Source organism: Streptomyces sp. NPDC005898 (genome assembly GCF_040629635.1).
GTDB lineage: Bacteria > Actinomycetota > Actinomycetes > Streptomycetales > Streptomycetaceae > Streptomyces.
On record NZ_JBEXWC010000011.1, the window covers coordinates 68,892 to 87,413 of the forward strand.

19 protein-coding genes are annotated in these 18,522 nt (G+C 71.3%); 2 read left to right on the plus strand and 17 right to left on the minus strand.

Going from position 1 to position 18,522, the window contains the following annotated elements:
• Positions 1–247: 247 nt before the first annotated feature.
• Positions 248–1,009 carry an isoprenyl transferase gene (locus ABZ385_RS17020; protein ID WP_358581888.1) on the minus strand — a complete coding sequence of 254 codons (762 nt, stop codon included), beginning with the start codon at positions 1,007–1,009 and terminating at the stop codon, positions 248–250.
• A 130-nt stretch (positions 1,010–1,139) separates the two neighbouring features.
• On the opposite strand from ABZ385_RS17020, the gene mgrA reads away from it, so the two are divergent.
• Positions 1,140–2,177: an L-glyceraldehyde 3-phosphate reductase gene (gene mgrA / locus ABZ385_RS17025; RefSeq protein ID WP_358581890.1), complete on the plus strand. Its 1,038-nt coding sequence runs from the start codon at positions 1,140–1,142 to the stop codon at positions 2,175–2,177.
• A 10-nt stretch (positions 2,178–2,187) separates the two neighbouring features.
• Here the strand turns inward: mgrA and ABZ385_RS17030 are convergent, their stop codons facing one another.
• The 15 genes from ABZ385_RS17030 to ABZ385_RS17100 form a co-directional block, all read right to left on the minus strand.
• Entirely contained in the window at positions 2,188–2,676 is a 489-nt protein-coding gene (locus ABZ385_RS17030) for a hypothetical protein (protein ID WP_358911978.1), read from the minus strand.
• A gap of 588 nt (positions 2,677–3,264) precedes the next feature.
• Positions 3,265–3,618, minus strand: a complete 354-nt coding sequence (locus tag ABZ385_RS17035; protein ID WP_358581895.1) for a helix-turn-helix domain-containing protein — start codon at positions 3,616–3,618, stop codon at positions 3,265–3,267.
• Positions 3,619–3,681: 63 nt separating this feature from the next.
• Entirely contained in the window at positions 3,682–4,485 is an 804-nt protein-coding gene (locus ABZ385_RS17040; RefSeq protein WP_358911980.1) for a class I SAM-dependent methyltransferase, read from the minus strand.
• Between the two features lie 85 nt (positions 4,486–4,570).
• Positions 4,571–5,215: an OmpA family protein gene (locus tag ABZ385_RS17045; protein ID WP_358911982.1), complete on the minus strand. Its 645-nt coding sequence runs from the start codon at positions 5,213–5,215 to the stop codon at positions 4,571–4,573.
• A 3-nt stretch (positions 5,216–5,218) separates the two neighbouring features.
• Positions 5,219–5,818, minus strand: a complete 600-nt coding sequence (locus ABZ385_RS17050) for a hypothetical protein (protein ID WP_358911983.1) — start codon at positions 5,816–5,818, stop codon at positions 5,219–5,221.
• A 32-nt stretch (positions 5,819–5,850) separates the two neighbouring features.
• Positions 5,851–6,459 carry a pilus assembly protein TadG-related protein gene (locus tag ABZ385_RS17055; protein WP_358912094.1) on the minus strand — a complete coding sequence of 203 codons (609 nt, stop codon included), beginning with the start codon at positions 6,457–6,459 and terminating at the stop codon, positions 5,851–5,853.
• Positions 6,456–6,662, minus strand: coding sequence for a hypothetical protein (locus ABZ385_RS17060; RefSeq protein WP_358912095.1), 207 nt, complete (start codon positions 6,660–6,662; stop codon positions 6,456–6,458). Before ABZ385_RS17060 ends, ABZ385_RS17055 begins: the two co-directional genes overlap by 4 nt.
• Before the next feature lie 284 nt (positions 6,663–6,946).
• Positions 6,947–7,837 (minus strand): DUF5936 domain-containing protein, encoded by an 891-nt coding sequence (locus ABZ385_RS17065; RefSeq protein WP_358581904.1) that lies wholly within the window; start codon positions 7,835–7,837, stop codon positions 6,947–6,949.
• Between the two features lie 27 nt (positions 7,838–7,864).
• Positions 7,865–8,812, minus strand: a complete 948-nt coding sequence (locus ABZ385_RS17070; RefSeq protein ID WP_358911985.1) for a type II secretion system F family protein — start codon at positions 8,810–8,812, stop codon at positions 7,865–7,867.
• Positions 8,813–8,936: 124 nt separating this feature from the next.
• Positions 8,937–10,274 carry a CpaF family protein gene (locus ABZ385_RS17075; protein WP_358581909.1) on the minus strand — a complete coding sequence of 446 codons (1,338 nt, stop codon included), beginning with the start codon at positions 10,272–10,274 and terminating at the stop codon, positions 8,937–8,939.
• Positions 10,275–10,398: 124 nt separating this feature from the next.
• Positions 10,399–10,725: a TadE/TadG family type IV pilus assembly protein gene (locus tag ABZ385_RS17080; RefSeq protein WP_358581966.1), complete on the minus strand. Its 327-nt coding sequence runs from the start codon at positions 10,723–10,725 to the stop codon at positions 10,399–10,401.
• A gap of 308 nt (positions 10,726–11,033) precedes the next feature.
• On the minus strand, positions 11,034–12,656 hold the full coding sequence (locus ABZ385_RS17085) for an AAA family ATPase (RefSeq protein WP_358911987.1): 1,623 nt from the start codon (positions 12,654–12,656) through the stop codon (positions 11,034–11,036).
• Positions 12,657–12,664: 8 nt separating this feature from the next.
• Positions 12,665–13,375: a Flp pilus assembly protein CpaB gene (gene cpaB / locus ABZ385_RS17090; RefSeq protein WP_358581915.1), complete on the minus strand. Its 711-nt coding sequence runs from the start codon at positions 13,373–13,375 to the stop codon at positions 12,665–12,667.
• Between the two features lie 134 nt (positions 13,376–13,509).
• A complete protein-coding gene (locus tag ABZ385_RS17095; protein ID WP_358911989.1) occupies positions 13,510–14,403 on the minus strand; it encodes a hypothetical protein in 894 nt (297 codons plus the stop codon).
• A 220-nt stretch (positions 14,404–14,623) separates the two neighbouring features.
• Positions 14,624–15,955, minus strand: coding sequence for an Nramp family divalent metal transporter (locus ABZ385_RS17100; RefSeq protein WP_358699056.1), 1,332 nt, complete (start codon positions 15,953–15,955; stop codon positions 14,624–14,626).
• Positions 15,956–16,205: 250 nt separating this feature from the next.
• Here ABZ385_RS17100 and ABZ385_RS17105 point away from each other — a divergent pair, with 250 nt between their 5' ends.
• Positions 16,206–17,543, plus strand: a complete 1,338-nt coding sequence (locus ABZ385_RS17105) for a M14 family metallopeptidase (protein ID WP_358911991.1) — start codon at positions 16,206–16,208, stop codon at positions 17,541–17,543.
• Positions 17,544–17,625: 82 nt separating this feature from the next.
• On the opposite strand, the gene ABZ385_RS17110 is transcribed toward ABZ385_RS17105, so the two are convergent.
• Positions 17,626–18,492 carry a GNAT family N-acetyltransferase gene (locus tag ABZ385_RS17110; RefSeq protein WP_358911992.1) on the minus strand — a complete coding sequence of 289 codons (867 nt, stop codon included), beginning with the start codon at positions 18,490–18,492 and terminating at the stop codon, positions 17,626–17,628.
• Between the last annotated feature and the right edge of the window lie 30 nt (positions 18,493–18,522).

Consider the following 18,522-nt stretch of genomic DNA (forward strand, 5'->3'; position numbering starts at 1 on the left):
CGGCCGCGATGCGCGGGCCGAGCGCCGGCCCTCCACGTCGCCCGCGCTGTTCACACGGTCGTCCTGGTGCAAGGGGCCTCCCGGGCGGACGGCTGTTCGCCGTCCGCTGAGATACGACGTCCCTTTCGGACACTGCGCGGACGTCGACCTGGAAGGCTTATTCCCTCGAACAAGCGCGGCCATGCCAAGGCATATGACGACGCGTTGGTTAACTCCGGGTTACCCCGACCTCAGGGGCGTACGCGGGTCAGCCGCCGTAGCGGCGGTGGCGGGCGGCGTAATCGCGCAGCGCACGCAGGAAGTCGACCTTCCGGAAGGCCGGCCAGAAGACTTCGCAGAAGTAGTACTCGGAGTGAGCGGACTGCCAGAGCATGAAGCCCGACAGGCGCTGCTCGCCGCTGGTGCGGATCACCAGGTCGGGGTCCGGCTGGCCGCTGGTGTAGAGGTGCTTGGAGATGAGGTCGATGTCGACGCTCTCCGCGACCTCCTCCAGGCTCGTGCCCTTGTCGGCGTGGTCCAGGAGCAGCGAGCGCACGGCGTCGGCGATCTCCTGGCGGCCGCCGTAGCCCACCGCGACGTTGACGAGTATCCCGGTGTTGTCATGGGTGGCCTGTTCGGCTTCCTTCATGACGGCCTGCGTGCGGGCGGGCAGCAGGTCGAGCGCGCCGACGTGGTGCACGCGCCAGCGGCCGTCCGCGACGAGGGAGCGGACCGTGGCCTCGATGATGCCGAGGAGCGGGGTCAGCTCCTCCTCGGGCCGGTCGAAGTTGTCGGTGGAGAGCATCCACAGCGTGACGACCTCGACGTCGGTCTCCGCGCACCAGCCGAGGAACTCCTCGATCTTGTACGCGCCCGCCTGGTGGCCCTGAGCGGTGGTCCCGCCGGACGCCTTCGCCCAGCGGCGGTTGCCGTCGAGGATGACCCCGATGTGCTTGGGCACCTGGTCGTGGTCGAGGCGGCCTTCCACCCGGCGTGCGTAAAGTCCGTACACCAGGTCGCGCAGGTTCACGTGTGTCAGCCCCTCCAGCAGATGGTGGTCCCAAGGGGTGTGCGTAGGGCAGTCCCCGAGGGCGACACCCTACCGCTGCGCGGGCCGCCCTCCGAAGTCGGGTGCCCGCCGCTGAAGTAGCTTCATCCTCATGAACGACACCTTCGTGTACCGCCCGGCCCCGGACCGCTACGACACCATGGAGTACCGGCGCACGGGCCGCAGCGGCCTGAAGTTGCCCGCGGTCTCCCTCGGCCTCTGGCACAACTTCGGTGACGACAAGGCCCTGGACACGCAGCGCGCGATCCTGCGCCGCGCCTTCGACCTGGGCGTCACGCACTTCGACCTGGCGAACAACTACGGGCCGCCGGCCGGTTCGGCCGAGCTGAACTTCGGCAAGCTCTTCGCGCAGGACTTCGCCCCCTACCGCGACGAACTGGTCATCTCGACCAAGGCCGGGTACCTCATGCACCCCGGCCCGTACGGCGAGTGGGGCAGCCGCAAGTACCTGCTGTCCTCGCTGGACGCCTCGCTGCGGCGGATGGGCCTCGACTACGTCGACGTCTTCTACTCCCACCGCTTCGACCCGGACACCCCGCTGGAGGAGACGATGGGCGCGCTCGCGTCCGCCGTCCGCCAGGGCAAGGCGCTCTACGTGGGCGTGTCCTCGTACAACAGCGAGCAGACCGCCGAAGCGGCGCGGCTGCTGCGGGAGATGGGGGTGCCGGCGCTCATCCACCAGCCGTCGTACTCGATGATCAACCGCTGGACGGAGGAGGACGGCCTCCTGGACACGCTGGAGCGGGCCGGGATGGGCTGCATCTCCTTCGTGCCGCTCGCGCAGGGGCTGCTCACGAACAAGTACCTGAAGGGCATCCCGGAGGGGTCGCGCGCCACGCAGGGCAAGTCCCTGGACCCCGAGCTGCTGAGCGAGGAGGTCGTGCGCCGGCTGAACGGGCTCAACGACATCGCGGCGGGCCGCGGCCAGTCGCTCGCCCAGCTCGCCCTGAACTGGGTGCTGCGGGACGAGCGGATGACGTCGGCGCTGATCGGCGCCTCCAGCGTCGCGCAGCTGGAGGAGAACGTGGCGGCGCTCGCGGGCCCGAAGCTGACGGAGACGGAACTGGCCGCCATCGACACCTTCGCGGTGTCGACGCCCGGCACCAACATCTGGGCCGGGCGCGGCTGACACCGGCCGGTCAGTGCCCGGGGCGCGGGCGGTCGAACCAGGCGCCCGCGTCCCCCCGGGCCAGCAGGACGATCACCGCGATGGCGCCGAGCAGCGGCAGGAGGCCGCCGGGGTTGCCGTTGGCCGCGCCGCCGAGCGCGCTCAGGGTCTGCAGCGCCATCAGGACGATGCACGCCACGCGGGTGCCGCCGCCGGCCCGCTGGAACCGCAGGGCCAGGCCCGCGGCCACCATGACCAGCACGTTCACTCCGACGGCGGCGCCCGCCGTCTCGGCGTCGCCGGTGGCGGCGATGACGACGGAGCCGAGCAGGACGAGCCCGGCGAGGACCCAGAGCACGATCTGCGCGGCGCGCACGGCGCCGGGCATCCGCTGCGGGGCCGTGGGGCCGTAGGCGTACGCGGGGTTTTGGGCGGGGCCGGGGTAGGCGGGCAGGCCCTCCTGGGGGTGCTGCTGCGGGGTGCTGGGGGGCGGCTGCGGCGAGGGAAAGTCGTTCGACATGTCCCTGACGATAACGAGGTGCGGCGACCTTGATCGTCGGGTTCCGGCGCCGTCATCGCCCGGCGATCGTCGGGTTCCGGGGCCTTGATCGTCCGGCGCGGGGACGCGGGCACAAAAAACGGGCCGGTCCGTGGGGGGGAGACGGACCGACCCGAGGGGGGGTTTCCACCATAACCCTTCGTAAGTGATTCTGCGTGCATTGGCGCGCCGCAACTACTCTCCGACACCGGACGGCGACTGCGAGAGGCCGTTCTGCCTGCGGAATCCGGGGTTCGGGGGCTGGTTTCGGCCGGGCGGTGCCGTACTCCGCACGGGGGACCCCGGGAACGTTCGCAGACTTGACGTGGTGCGGGGTGACGGCTCGCGGTGCCGTGCAGCCCCCTCCACCGCACGGCACCGCCCACGGAGCTTTGCTCACGCGAATTAGCCTTGGTCTGAACTTACGGGACGGCGAGGAGCAGATCGAGCCAGTATTGATAACGATGCGGAATCAAGGCTTCGATTTTGGGGCCCGCGGGGGCCTGTTCGGGACCCTCGTGGGCCTACCTGACGGTGTGACGCGTAGGCGAACTGTGCCCGGATGGGCCGTCAGCTCCCCTTTCGCGCCTTGCCGGCCACGATCTCCTCCATGTGCCGCTCGCCCCACGCGCCGAGGGGCCGCAGGGCCGCGTTGAGGGACTGGCCGAGGTCGGTCAGGGAGTACTCGACCTTCGGCGGCACCTGGCGGTAGACCTCGCGGTGCACGATGCCGTCCGACTCCAGCTCCCGCAGCTGCTGGATCAGCATCTTCTCGCTGACGCCGGGGACGCCGCGCCGCAGCTCCCCGAAGCGCAGCGTCCGGCCCGCGTGCAGCGCCCACAGGATCATGGGCTTCCATTTCCCGCCGACGACGTCCACCGCCGCGTCCAGCCCGCACGCGTACGACTTCCCTGCCTTCAGCACGGCGACTCCTCGGCTCACCGGGACACTTACCGGACCGACAGTACCGACCGCGCGCGGCCGACCCTACGGGTGCGGAGGCTTGCGGAGTTCGAAGAGGTGGCGGGTGCTGTGGGCGACGAAGGGGCCCTCGGCCTCGATCCGCTCGTGCAGTTCGCGCAGCCGCGGCCGGTAGGCCTCCACGCTGAAGCCGGGGACCATCCACACCACCTTGCGCAGGAAGTGGACGACGGCCCCGACGTCGAAGAACTCCATCCGCAGCCGCTCGGCCCGCAGGTCCACGACCTCCAGGCCCGCCGCCTCGGCCTCGGCGCGCTCCCGGTCGGGGTGGCGGGCCGCGCGCACCTCGGGCGGCTGCGGCCCGAGGAAGTACTCGACGACCTCGAAGGCGCTGGCGGGGCCGACGTGCTGCGCGAAGTACGTGCCGCCGGGGCGCAGCACGCGGGCGATCTCGCCGAAGCGGGCCCGCACCGGGTGGCGGCTGGTGACCAGGTCGAAGGCGCCGTCGGCGAACGGCAGCGGGGCGTCCTCCGGGGACGCGACGACCGCGACGCCGCGCGGGTGCAGCAGCGCGGTCGCCTTGGCCACGTTCGCGGGCCAGCCCTCCGTGGCGACGGCGAGCGGCGGCAGGGTGGTGGCGGAGGCGAGCACTTCGCCGCCGCCGGTCTGGACGTCGAGCGAGGCCCGCGCCCGCGCGAGACGGCGCGCCATCGCCTCGGCGTACCGCCAGGAGGGGCGCGCCTCGGTGGCCCTCCCCTCGAACCAGGAGAAGTCCCATCCCTCGGTGGGCGCGGCCTGCGCCTCGGCGACGAGGGCGTCGAAGGCGGTGGGGTCGGGTCGGTCACTGGGGGCGGTGGGGCCGTTGTTCATGGGAGAAGCCTGGCACTACGGGCTCACGGCGGGGCCGCCGACCCGCGGCGGGGTGTCGCGTCCCCGCACCCCCGCCCCGCCTCGCTCAGCCCGAACCGGTCGCTCCGCCCGAACCGGTCGCTCCGCGTGGGAAGGAGACCTCGACGCGGCGGTTCTTCTTGCGGCCCTCCTCCGAGCCGTTGTCCGCGATGGGGTAGTCCTCGCTGTATCCGCGTACGGAGAAGGTGACCTGGGGGCCGAGGTGGCCCGCCAGCTCGTCGTGCACGGCTTCGGCGCGGCGCTTGGACAGCTTCTTGCCGTGGCCGTAGGAGCCGAGGTTGTCCGTGAAGCCGAACACCCGGACGTCCGTGGCCTTCTGCGCCTTGGCCTCCTCGGCGATCGCCTTGATGCGGGCGCTCGCCTCGGGGTTCAGTTCCGCGCTGTCCTTGGGGAAGAGGACCTCCGCCTGGAGCGCGAACTTCACGTCCGTGTTGGTGTCCTCGCGGCGCTCCTCACCGCCGAGGTCCTCGACGACGGACTTGATGTCCAGCACCTTCGCGGGCGCGAGCGTGGCGCCGTCGGCGAGCTTCAGCCCCGGGCTGTTGGCGTCGACCTCGGGGGGCGGGGAGGTGGTGGTGCTGCCGGGGGGCGTGCTGGGGCCGCCGTCGGCCCATGCGGGGGCGGGGGTGAGGCAGAGGAGGGCCAGCGCGAGGGTTGCGGCGGCGCTTGCGCGGTGGGGGTGGCGGGTCATGGGTCACTCGCCGTCGGAGATTTCGAGGGGGGCGGGGGGCATGGCGCCTACTTGGAAATCGACCTTGGTCGTGCCTTCCGGGGGGGCGGGGAATTGGGCGTACCAGTCGGCGGTGTCTCCCCGCTTCACCCGGCCATCGAACTTGGTGCACAGGCACCGCCCTGACGTGTCCCTGAGAACGAGGTACTTCTTCTTCCCCTCGTTGTCGACCAGACTGGCTCCCGAGAGAGATCCACCGTTGGATCTCAATTCCCGCTCGTCACTGGCCCAGTTGGCACCCAACCATGACCGGTCTCCGTTGTTCTTCACCGTGCCGGAGACCGTGACAAAGCCACCTCCGTCCCGGACAGCCGAATGGATGGTGATGCTGACCTCGCCGTCCTTGGACTCCGCCAATACGCTGTCGGTCGAGGAAGCATCGTTCGGCTTCCCCTCATCGCCTCCGTGACTTCCACCAGTTTTTGATGAAGAAGGGCTCGCCTTCTCCGAACTGGCTTCACCGTCATCCCCACTGCCGCAGCCAGCGACCGTGAGGACCAGCCCGGTGGTGATCGCCACAGCGGTCATTGCCCTGCGGGCCATCATGGTGCGCCGAACACTCATCGCTACCGCTTCCTTCTTTCGTCGATCGCCGGTCAGTCGACCAAGTGGACAGAGAAGAGCACGGACGGGTCAGGAAGGTCATCCGGGTCGAATTCCTCCGGGTCGATCTCGAAGGACCCTTCACCGTCGCAGACGAACTTCACGTCCTTCTTCGGATCCGCCGAGGGATCCACATGACAGCGTGGCTTGACGACAGCGGTCGCATCGGCCTTGGCGTGCTGCGTCTCGGTGCCTGGGATGATCGAATCACCCACCGTGTAATTGGTCTCGATCGCTACACGGAACCCGGGGTATCCCTTCACCTCGACCGGCTCGACACCCCGGGTCCGGGAATCGTTCTCCGCCGCGAGGGCGTCGGCCGCCGCCTGGGCCGTGCCCATGCCGGTGATCTCGTACCCCGTCAGCCAGTCGAGCCAGTCGTCTCCCTGCCCGATGGACAGGCCAAGCCCCTCGACCAGATCGTCCCTCGACTCCTGGGCCGCCGCCAGAGCGGCCGCGTCAGCGGCGGACTGGGCGCCATTGCGCGCGGAGGCCGCCTGAGCGAAAGCGAAGAAGGCGAATGCGACGAAGAGCAGAATCCCCGTCAACCAGATGCAGATGAGAAGGCTCTGCCCTTGGTCACTTCGAAGGCGGCCTGTCAGCCACCACCGACCACGTCGTCGACCGCGTCCCCAATGGCTCCGGAGATCGTTCCATCCAGCCCGAGCTGGTCGATCAACGTGAAGATCCCCGCAATAAGAATCATGAGCCCCGCATACTCCACGAACCCCGCCCCCGCGTCCCGATCCCTCCCTCGGATGCGGGATGTCACCGTCACCGTCCAGTCGACCCAGACTTCGAGCACGCGTTCCTTCAGCACGACGGCTCCTTCTCTCCCACCCGATACCGCGCCCTTTGTGGTCAGAGGCAACGTACGCCACACGGCGTACGTCGGCAGCAACTCCGCGCGACGTATGCGGTTTCCGGGGTGCCCGGCCCGCAAGTTGGCGGATTACCTTCCCCCTCGGTGAGATCACCATGCACGAAGTCCCCTCCCGCGAACCGTGAGCTCAGCTCCGACTGTCCCACATCGCATTGCAGCCGCGAAGGGGTTTCGCACAGTTGCTGGCAGTTGAGGAAACCCGCTCATCAGCGCCCCAGAATCGAACCGAAGTCCGAGCCCGAGCCGAGGAACATTCCCGCCGCGATAAGGATCATCGTGGCGGGCAGCATGAAGACCAGGGTGACCATCGTCGCCTTGGGGATCGTTTTCGCCGCCCGGCGCCGGGAGTTCTGGGCGTCGGTGCGCCGCATGTCCGTGGCGATCTGGATCAGGGTGTCCGCGATGGGGGACCCCAGTTCCTCGCCCTGTTGCAGCGCGGAGACGAACTGCGCGACCTGCTCGGAGGCGTTGCGGCGGCGCAGCTCGTCGAAGGCCTGGCGGCGGCCGACGCCCATGTCCATCTGGCGCAGCGTGATGCGCAGTTCGTCCGCCCACGGACCCTCGTACCGCTCCGCCACCCGGTCCAGCGCCTGGCGGAAGCCGAGGCCGGCCGAGACGACGACCGCCAGGACGTCCAGGAAGTCCGGCAGGGTGCGGTCGATGACCTCGCGGCGTTCGCGGACGGCCTGCCAGATCAGGGCGTCCGCCGCCGTCGCCCCGAAGGCGAAGGTCAGCAGGCCGAGGAGCGGGGAGCCGTTGGTGAGGAAGACCAGGCCGAGGACGACGCCGAAGATGCCGTAGACCGCGCGCCGCGCCGCGTAGCGGTCGATCGTGAGGCCCCCGGGGTTGCCCGCCATGTCGATCCTGCGGCGCTTGGCGTCGACCCGTTTTCGGCCCATGAGGCGCAGGACGAGCGGTGCGAAGCGCATGCCGAGGCGGTCCACCGCCGAGCCCGCCGCCGAGACGCGGGTCCCACCGACCTCCAGGGCGAGGGCCAGGTCGGACGGCAGTTTGGCGTCCGCGCGGTACATCCGGACGCCCTGGCAGGCGCCGGCCACGGCGAGGCCCATCACCACGGCTAACAGCAGGCCCAGCACGGCAACTCCCTTGTCGCGTACGGCATCTCAGACCTCGATCTTGCCGAGGCGTCTGATCACGAAGAAGCCGATCCCGTACAGCCCGAGGGAGATCAGGATCAGCGTCTGGCCCACCGGGGAGCCGGTCACCCGGGCCAGGGCGCCCTCGTTGGAGGAGTTGATCAACAGCAGCGAGCCCAGGCCGAGCAGCGGGACCGTGAACGCCGTCGCGTTGACCTCCGACAGCATCGTGCGGACCTCGCGCCGCGTCTCCTTGCGGTCCTCCAGGGTCTGCGTGAGGTTGCGCAGGGAGTTGACCACCGTGCCGCCCGCCTTGTTGGACAGGACGAGCGTCGTCACGAGGACGATCAGCTCGCGGGAGGGCAGGCGTTCGGCCAGTTCGCCGAGGGTGTCGTCGATGGACCGGCCCAGCGCCAACTGGTGGGCGACGTGCGACAGTTCCTCGCCGGCCGGGGCCTCCAGCTCCTCCGCCGCCATGGCCAGCGACGTACGCAGGGCCAGTCCCGCCGCCGTCGCGTTGGCCAGGATGCGGGCCACGTCGGGGAGCTGGTTGATGAACGCCTCGATGCGTTTCTGGCGCTGCCAGTTGAGGAATGCGACCGCGCCCCATATCGCCACCACCCCCGCGATCGGGCCGAAGAAGGGCGCGAGGGTCGCCGCCGCCATCAGCCAGAGCGCGGCGACGACGGCCACGACGTAGGTGAAGAACTCGCCGGCGGTCACGTCCAGGCCCGTCGAGGAGAGGCGCAGCTGGATGTCCCGGCCGAGGCGCGTGCGGCGCAGCCTGCGGTCGACGGCGGCGAAGCGGCGCGCGCGGCCCGTCGGACCGTCGTCCCCGCCGCCGGGGCCGAGCGCCAGCCGGTCGATGAGGGCCTGGCGCTGGGCGCGCCCGGACGCGTACGCGTGGATGCCCGCGACGGCCAGCGTGCCGGTCAGGAGCGTGGCGCCGAGGGCGAGCGTCGCGGGATCGGTCATCGGTCGGCTCCCCGTCCGGTCATCGGCCGGCTCCCCACCTGGTCATCGGCCGGCTCCCCGTCTCGTCCTCGGTCGGCTCCCGATCTGGTCATCGGCCGGCTTGCCCACCTGGTCGTCGGGGCGGTCATCCGATCGCTTCCCTCGTGTCCAGTACGTCGATCGCCTCCGCCACGCCGTACGCCGGGGGCACCGGTTCGCCCGCGCCGTACAGCTTGTCGGCGATCTCGCGGGGCAGCGGCAGGTGCTCGAACCAGCCGCGCACGACGCGGTCGGTGCCGATCGGCTGCGCCACGAAGCGGGTGACCGGCGCGATGCGGAACTGCTGGCGGCCGTGCGAGACGAGCAGGACGATCTCGGAGACCTTGCGGGAGCCGTCGCTGTGCCGGGCGAGCTGGACGACCACGTCCACGGCCGAGTTGATCTGGTCCTTCAGGGCCTCGAAGGGGATCTGCACCTCCGACATGGAGCCGAGGGTCTGCAGGCGCATCAACGCGTCCTCGGCGGTGTTCGCGTGCACGGTGGCCAGCGAGCCGTCGTGGCCGGTGGACATGGCCTGGAGCATGTCGAGGGTCTCGCCGCCGCGGACCTCCCCGACGATGATGCGGTCGGGGCGCATGCGCAGGCTGTTGCGCACGAGGTCGCGGATGGTGATCTGCCCCTTGCCCTCGACGTTGGCGGGGCGCGATTCGAGCCGGATCACGTGGTCCTGCTGGAGTTGCAGCTCCGCCGAGTCCTCGATGGTGATGATGCGCTCGTGGGCCGGGATCAGGCCGGAGAGCGCGTTGAGGAGGGTCGTCTTGCCGCTGCCCGTGCCGCCGCTGACGATGAGGTTGAAGCGGGCCCGCACGAACGCCGCGAGCAGCATCAGCATGTGCTCGTCGAGGGAGCCGAGGCCGATGAGTTCGGGCAGCGTGTACGCGCGCGGGAAGCGGCGGATGGTGAGGGTGGCGCCGGTCAGGGCGAGCGGCGGGATGATGACGTTGACGCGCTCGCCGGTGGGCAGCCGGGCGTCGACCATGGGGTTCGACTCGTCGACGCGCCTGTTGACCGTGGAGACGATGCGTTCGATGGTCTGCATCAGCTGGTCGTTGGAGGCGAAGCGCAGGGGCAGTTGCTCGACGCGGCCGGCCCGTTCGACGAAGACCGAGTCGGGGCCGTTGACCATGATCTCCGTGATGGAGGTGTCGGCGAGCAGCGGTTCGAGGACGCCGAGGCCGAGCGCCTCGTCCACGACGCGGCGGATCAGCTGGGCGCGTTCGGAGGTGGAGAGGACGGGGCCCTCGCGGCTGATGATGTGGCCGAGGACCCGCTCCAGGCGGACGCGGCGGTCCGCGGCGGCGAGCGAGGACATCTCGGCGAGGTCGATCTCCTCCAGGAGCTTGGAGCGGTAGACGGCGACGAGGTTGTCGTCGCGGCTCGGTTCGCTCTGCTGGGTGGGGGCCACGCGGTCGCGCAGGCTCATGGCGTCCTTCAACCTCCCTCAGGGGTACGGGTCTCGGCGGGTCGCATCAGGTCTCGGTGGTCGGCTGGTCTCGGTGAGTCGCACCAGGTCTCGGTGGTATGCGGGTCTCCTTGGTCGGCGGGTCTCAGTACTCGGCGTCGTCGTCGTTGGGCATCGTGGCCTCCTTGGTGACGCTCCAGCCCGCGTCCACGAAGGGCAGCAGTGTCGGTACCTGGACCTCGACCGTGGCGGTCGTCGTGTCGCCGCCCGAGCCGACCGCGATGGAGGAGCTGAGACCGCCGTCCATGGCCGCCGCGCCCGCCGCCTGCCCCGAGTCGCCCTGGGACGCCGCGCGGGCCGCCGCGCGGGCGCCGGAGCCGGCCTGGTTCGCGGCGTAGCCCACCAGGCCGAGCTGGATGGCGGCGAGGCCGACGAGCAGCAGGACCGGCAGGAACCCGGCGAACTCCAGGATGGAGACCCCCTGGTCGTCGTACCGGCGACGCCGCGATCCCCCGCCGAAGCCACCGCCCGGGCCCCGGCCCGGGTCACACCGCCGACGGCGCAGGCCCCCGCCGAAGCCACCACCCCGGCCCCGGCCCCGGCCCGGGTCACACCGCCGACGGTGCAGGCCCCAGCCCGAGCCACCGCGCCGGTCCCGGCGTGGGTCACACCCCCCACGCCGCAGCCCCCCGCCCGCGCCCCCGCCCCGGAGCCGGTCCGGCCCCCGAAGACGCCCCCGCCCAAAGAAGCGCCCCCGCCCCCGTAAACGCCCCGGCGCCCTCATCCCTCATCCCCCTCCTTCGCCGCGCCCGCTTCCCCGTCCACGCGCCATCCCGCGTCGAAACCGGGGAAGAACACCGGTACGTCCACCGAGACGCGGGCCTTCCAGACCGTGCCCTCGTCCGTGCAGGTGATCGCCGCGTCCTGCCAGGCGCCGGGCAGATGCTCCTGGCCCGCGGCGGAGCAGGCGGCGGCCTCGCCCTCCCCCGCCGCGTGCGCCGCGGTGGCGGCCCGCGCCGCCTCGTCCGCCGCGTTGCCGGCGAGGGAGTACGTGTAGCCGTACAGCGCGCACTGCCACAGGATCGTCATGACGACGAGCAGCAGGGGGAACATCCCGGCGAACTCCAGCGTGACGGCGCCCCGGTCGCCGCCCGCCGCCTTCCTGCGCAGGGCGATCCCGCTCCGCTTCCCGCCGCCCGCGGGCGCCCCTTCGACGATCCCCAGTTCGCCCGCGAGCCCCCACAGCGCCTGTTTGACCGTGGAGCGGCTCTCCAGGTCCTGCATGCGGCCCGCGTCGACCGCGGCCCGCAGTTCCTTGAAGGCGGCCGGCACGGTGGTGCGGGCCACCCGGGTGCCGGTGACGCGCTCCACCAGGGAGGGCTGGATCTCCGTGCCCTTGCCGTGGCGGTTGACGACGGTGAGGGTCTCCTCGGCCTTGCGGATCTGGAGGCGGTCCCACAGCCGCACCATGCGTTTGGCGGCGCGTACGGCGACGACGTCCGGGGTGAGGAGCAGCAGGGCGTGGTCGGCGAGCTCGACGGCGACGGCGCTCGCTGCGGTGACACAGGCCCCGCAGTCGATGACGACGACGTCGTAGCGGGCGCGCAGGGCGGCGAGGATCTGCCGGGCGACGCGGTCGGTGACCTCCTCGCCCCGCTCGCCCTCGGCGGGGGCGAGGAGCAGGCCGACGCCGCTCTCGTGGGTGTAGACGGCGTCCTGGAGGATGCGGGGCGTGATGTCGCTGATGGCGGCGAGGTCGGTGACCGAGCGGCGGAACTGCACGTCCAGGTAGGAGGCGACGTCCCCGGACTGGAGGTCGAGGTCGAGGAGCGCGGTGGTGCGGCCCGACGCCTGTGCGGCGAGGGCGAGTTGCACGGCGGTCACGGTGGTGCCGACGCCGCCCTTCGCCCCGCTGACGGCGACGACGGTGCCCGCGCCGGGCGCCCCGGGGCCGGCCGTGCCGCCGTACAGTTCGAGCCCGCCGCCGCTGCCGAGGTGGCGGCGCATGCCGGCGGACCAGGCGGCGGCGGCCTGGACCCGTTCGGCGAGGGCCTCGTAGGCGAGCGGGAAGCCGACGATGCCGCGCGCCCCGGAGTCCATGGCTGCCGTGAGGGTGCCCGGGCTGGTGTCGGCGGCGAGCAGGACGACGCCGACGGCGGGGAAGCGCAGCACGAGGTCGCGGATGAGATCGAGCGCCGGGACCGGCCCGATCCGCTCGTGGACGAGGACGACCTCCGGCAGCTCGTCGACCGACTCGGCGGCGAGCCGGGCGAGGGTGTCGAGCAGCGCGGTCGAGTCCCCGACGGGCAGGGCGGGTTCGGCGTCGGGCAGCTGCCCGGTGAGCGTGGACAGGGCGCGGGCGGCCTCGATGTCCCCGACGGCCGGCAGGATCCGAGTGGCCATGAGACCTCCTACTTGTCCTCGTCGAGGGTGTACGTGCGATCGCGCGGCGGCACGGTCGGGTCGCCGCCCGCGCCGATGAGGGCGAGGCGGACGTGCGTGGCGAACGACTCGGCGTACGCGACGCGCTGCGCGTCCGCCGTGCCGAGGGCGAAGGTGATCGGGACGGCCTCGGACGCCCGGCGGCGCGTGCGGTCGTCCTGGTCGGGTTCGAGCGGGGTCAGCTTGCCGACGTCGAGCACCTTGGCGCCTTCCACGATGACTTTGGACTGGTCCTTCGCCTTGTCGCTCCCGCCCTTGAAGGTGGCGTAGATGTTGACCGTCGAGCCGGGCGTGATCTTGCCCGCGACGCCGGTGGCCGCGTCGATCATGATGGCGATCTCCTGCTGGCCCGGGCCGAGTTCGGGGCGCTTGACGATCATGTCGGACTGGAGGAGCGAGCCCTCGCGCAGCTGGGTGACGGCGATCTTGCCGCGGATCTGGCGCAGGTCGGTGACGGCGTTGTCGGAGAGCCACCGCTTCGGCATCTCGACCTTCTCGAACTGCTCGGCGCTCAGCTCCTTGTAGGGCGCGATGTCCCCCTTGAGCTTGTACGCGGCGACCTCGGGGCCCACCTTCGAGTTCACGTCGCGGATCACCGACAGGACGCCCGCGAACGCGCCGAACGCGCACAGGACCGACAGGACCAGCAGGATGACGCCGCGGCGCTGGCGTGAGTTCATGGGCCGGACTACCTCGATCGAGTGCGAGTGGCTACGGACAGTGAGCGGGGTGGCGCGTGAACGGTCGTAGGTCGCGGACGGGGCGGGCAGGGTGCGGCTGGGGCGAGAGCGGGCTCGGGCGCGGCGGGGTGTGGCTAGGGGGCGCCGCGGGGCAGGAGGGCACGGGCGGGCCGGTCGGGGCGTTCCTCGGGCGGCGGCAGCGGGGCGGCGCAGAACGCGCAGCGGTCGCCGATGAGTTCGAGTCCGCACCAGTGGCAGTCCTCGCGTCGCACGGAGGACACCAGTTGGTACAGGACGGAGATGTCGGGGATGGCCGCGGCGAACTCGACGAGCCTGCCGGTGGCCCACCAGCGCGCGGACTCGGCCGGCAGGCGGACTTCCTCGACGCCCTGGGCGTGCCAGGCGGGGGCCAGGGTGTCGGTGACCCAGGCGGGTGCCAGCTGCCCCGGGGCGTACAGCATCTTCGTACCGAAGCCGGGGCCGGGCAGGCTGGTGCGCGGGCCGGTGCCCGAGACCTTCACCAGCTCGGGCCGGGGAGTGGCGAGGACCGCGAACTGGGCGCCGGGCAGCCAGGACTTGGCGTGCGACTGGAGGGAGACGGGGACGCGGTCGAGGCGGGCGACGGAGCCGAGCAGGGCGCCCGCGTAGATGTAGTGGGACAGCAGGCGGGCGGCGGAGGCGAGGACGCCGGGGCTGAAGTCGCAGCTCGACAGCTGGCGCAGCTGGAGGGCGAGCACGGCGAGGCCCAGCGGCGGCAGCTCCGGGCGCAGCACGGCGATCCGGTCGCTCTCCAGGATGGAGCGGACCGCGTACAGGCGCCGGGTGACCGACGCGGGCGTGGAGGCGGGGCACAGGACGATCACATAGCCGTGGTGCTCGACGAGCGTGTCCATCTCGGTGAGCGCCTGGTCCAGCGAGTACGTCAGCGGGGACCGCACGGCGGACTGCAGGACGGCGGCCGAGGGGGTGTGCCGGTCGGGCGAGGGCAGCACGAGGTCGGGGCCGGTGACGGCTACGGCGGTCGGCATGCGCGCCCCCCTGAGGCTCCCCCTGCACTTCTCCTCGGCCTCAGCACCATATCCAGGCGGGGCCCGCCCCGACACCCAACTTCCCGGTGTTCACGTGGAGGTGACGGTCGCGTACCGGGAAGCGGGGTGTCCGGGGTGAGATGTTCGAGCGGGATGTACGAGGGGCGTGCGGGGGGATGTACGGAGGGGTGCGCAGGGGAGTGCGCAGGGGCGTACGGGGCTAGAAGAAGCTGCTCCAGTCCTGGTCGGCGATCTGTTTGACGCACAGCACGAGGAACAGCAGCCCCGCGATGGCCAGCATGCCGTTGCTGAGCCGGCCGTTGCGCCATTCCCGCGGTGTGCGGCTGGAGTTGAGCAGCCAGACCAGTGTGAGCGACAGGAACGGCATGAAGGCCGCGCCGAGGACGCCGTAGAGGATGATGAGCCGGAACGGCTGCCCCTGGAAGAGCAGGATCATCGGCGGGAAGGTCAGCCAGAGCAGGTAGGCGCGGAACGGCACCGACTTCTCGCGGGCGCCCGAGGCCACCTCCTGGCCGCTGAGCGCGGTGGAGTCGGCGCCCGCCCGCTGCTTGCGGTAGCGCTCGACGAAGTCCGCGAACATCAGGCTCACGCCGTGCCACACGCCGATCAGCGAGGTGAACGACGTGGCGAAGAAGCCGACGAGGAACAGCTTGGCGGTGCCCTGGCCGTACTCCTTCTCCAGGATGTCGGAGAGTTGTACGAGCCCCTTGTCGCCGCTGGCGATGGCGACGTTCGCGGAGTGCAGCATCTCGGCGCCGACGAAGAGCATGGCGACGACGAAGATGCCGGTGGTGATGTAGGCGACGCGGTTGTCGAGCCGCATCACCTTCATCCATCGGGTGTCGGTCCACCCCTTGGCGTTGACCCAGTAGCCGTACGCCGCGAGGGTGATGGTGCCGCCGACGCCGCCGATCAGGCCGAGCGTGTTGAGGATCGAGTCCTTCTCGTCGGGCAGGACGGGCAGCAGGCCGGCGAAGGCGTCGCCCAGGTGCGGGGTGACGCGGACGGCGAGATAGACGGTGACGACGAACATGACGCCGACGAGGACCGTCATGACCTTCTCGAAGACGGCGTACTTGTTGAACCAGACGAAGACGAGCCCGACGATGCCGGTCAGGATCGCCCACCATTTCAATGCCATGACGTCGGGGAAGAGCGCCTGGAGGGGCAGCCCGGAGGAGGACATGGCGGCCGCTCCGTAGACGTACCCCCAGATCACGACGTAGGCGACGAAGAACCACGTCGTCCAGCGGCCGAGGCTCGCCCAGCCGTCGAAGAGGGTGCGTCCGGTGGCCAGGTGCCAGCGGCCGGCGGCCTCGGCGAGGGAGATCTTCACGACGCAGCCGATCACCGCGGCCCACAACAGGGTGTAGCCGAAGTTGCTGCCCGCGATGAGGGTGGCGACGAGGTCGCCCGCGCCCACTCCGGTCGCGGCGACGACGATGCCGGGGCCGATGTACTTCCAGCTCGACTTGCGCGGCTGGGGTGCCGTCGCGTCGGCGGTGGTGCCACTGTCTGTGGTTTCAGCCATGCCGATCAAGAAAGCGCATCGCGGCGCGCGGCACAAGTGGGTTGGCCGAAGACAGTGTTGACGGGGGCATGCCATGGATTGACGATGAGGCGGCGCACCCCGCATCGCAGCCCGCATCACACCCGGCGCACGCTCCGGCACGCGCCACCGCACCCGGCGCACGCTTCCGCCCGCGCCACCGCACCCCGCATCCCGCACTCCCCCACCGCACACGTCGCACTGAATCACCCCCCACCCCTGAGGAGACTTCATGCGGCTCCGCATACGCGGCAGAAGATCCGCGACCCTCGCGGCCATTCTCGCCCTCGCCGTGGCCCCCCTCACCGCCACCGCCGCGCCCGCCGACCCCGCCGACCCCGGCGCGAAGAGCACGGCGGCGGACGACGAGGCGATACGCCAGTACGAGATCCCCCTGACCGACGGCCGGGCCGCGCGGACCGCGCTGGCCCGTACCGGGGTCGCCGTCGACGAGGTCCACGCCCGCTCGGTGGTCGTCTCCGCCGACGGCCGCGAGGCGGCCCGGCTCAGGGAGTCCGGCTACGCCCTCAAGGCCCTGGCCGGACCCCCGAAGCGTACGGACGGCAAGGCGGTGGAGCCCATGGACTTCCCGCCCGCCGACGCGAAGTACCACAACTACGCAGAGATGAACGCCGCGATCGACCAGTACATCGCGGCCCACCCCGACCTGATCAGCAAGCGGGTCATCGGCAGGTCCTACGCGGGCCGCGACATCGTCGCCATCAAGATCAGCGACAACGTCGCCACCGACGAGGCCGAGCCCGAGGTCCTCTTCACCCACCACCAGCACGCCCGTGAGCACCTCACGGTCGAGATGGCGCTCTACCTGATGCGCGAGCTGGGCGACGACTACGCCACGGACGCCCGCGTCAAGAAGATGGTCGACTCCCGCGAGATCTGGATCGTGCCGGACGTGAACCCGGACGGCGGCGAGTACGACATCGCCACCGGCTCGTACCGCAGCTGGCGCAAGAACCGCCAGCCCAACGCCGGCTCGTCCAGCGTCGGCACGGACCTGAACCGCAACTGGGGCTACAAGTGGGGCTGCTGCGGCGGTTCCTCCGGCTCCACCGGCTCGGACACCTACCGGGGCAGTGCCGCCGAGTCGGCGCCCGAGGTGAAGGTCGTCGCGGACTTCGTGCGCACCCGGGTCGTGGGCGGCAAGCAGCAGATCAGGGCCGGCATCGACTTCCACACCTACAGCGAGCTGGTGCTGTGGCCCTACGGCTACACGTACGCCGACACCGCCGCGGGCCTGACCCAGGACGACCGGGACGCGCACGCCGCCGTCGGCAGGAAGATGGCCGCGAGCAACGGCTACACGCCCGAGCAGTCCAGCGACCTGTACATCACGGACGGTTCGATCGACGACTGGCTGTGGGGCAGCCAGAAGATCTTCAGCTACACCTTCGAGATGTACCCGTCGTCGGGCGGCGGCGGCTTCTACCCGCCCGACGAGGTGATCGAGCGCGAGACCTCGCGCAACCGCGACGCGGTCCTGCAACTCCTGGAGAACGCGGACTGCATGTACCGGTCCATCGGCAAGGAGCAGCAGTACTGCACTAGTTGACGCCGTGGACGGACCCGCCCGAACGCTTCGGTGAGGCTTCCTCGCCGGGCGTTCGGGCCCGGTCGGGGCGGCCCGACCGTTCTCAGGCGGCTCGGCCGAGGTCCAGTCGTTCGGACGACGGCTCGTATCCGGCGGCCCTGTAGGCGGCGACGGCGGCAGCGTTCGAGGTCGGGGTGCTGACGAGTGCGCTCGAGGCACCCAGTTCACGCAGCGCCGCCGCGGCGGCGACGCTGATCGCCGTCCCGTGTCCGCGACCGCGGTGGTCGGCGTGCACGCCCACCGGCTCCAGCAGGCCGGGCCTGCCGGGCCCGGCCGACCAGACCGTCGCCGCGGCCACCGCGTTGCCCTGGTCGTCGTAGCCGATCAGGCAGCGGGCGTCGGCATAGACCGGCCCGGCCGCGAGGACGTGCCAGATCTCCTCGGTGCACGCCGGGCTGCCGAACGCCGAGCGATGCACCGCGGTCCGCACCCCCGCCGTCCGCGGGCCGGCCACCTCGATCCGCAGGCCGCAGTCCCGCACCGGCTCGGCGAGGTCGCGGCGCAGCGGCGTCCACGGCTCGTCCGGAAGCCAGCCCGCCGCCAGGAGGACCTCGCGGAGCAGGGCGCCGTCGGGGACCTCGATGCCGACCTTCCCGGCGGGCAGAACCCCGCGCGCCGGATCATCGAGGTCCGCCAGCAGCCGGCGCGCCAGCTCACCGTCCTGTCGCAGATCCGGCGCGGTCGTCAGGCGCAGCACATCAGGGCCGTCCAGGTATCCGACGGCGATGATCCGTCCGTCCACGCTCCAGGTGCGGACGGCCGCGGCCAACCGCTCCGCACCCAGCGCCCAGGCCCAGCCGAGGTCTCCCGGATGGAGCTGCAAGGGCGCGCGGTCGTCCTGCCACCCGCGAAGGACATCCACGACCCGGCTCAGCCCGTCGACACCGGTCTCGCCCAGAACGATCGTCATGCCCCGCATCCCACAACATCACGACACCCG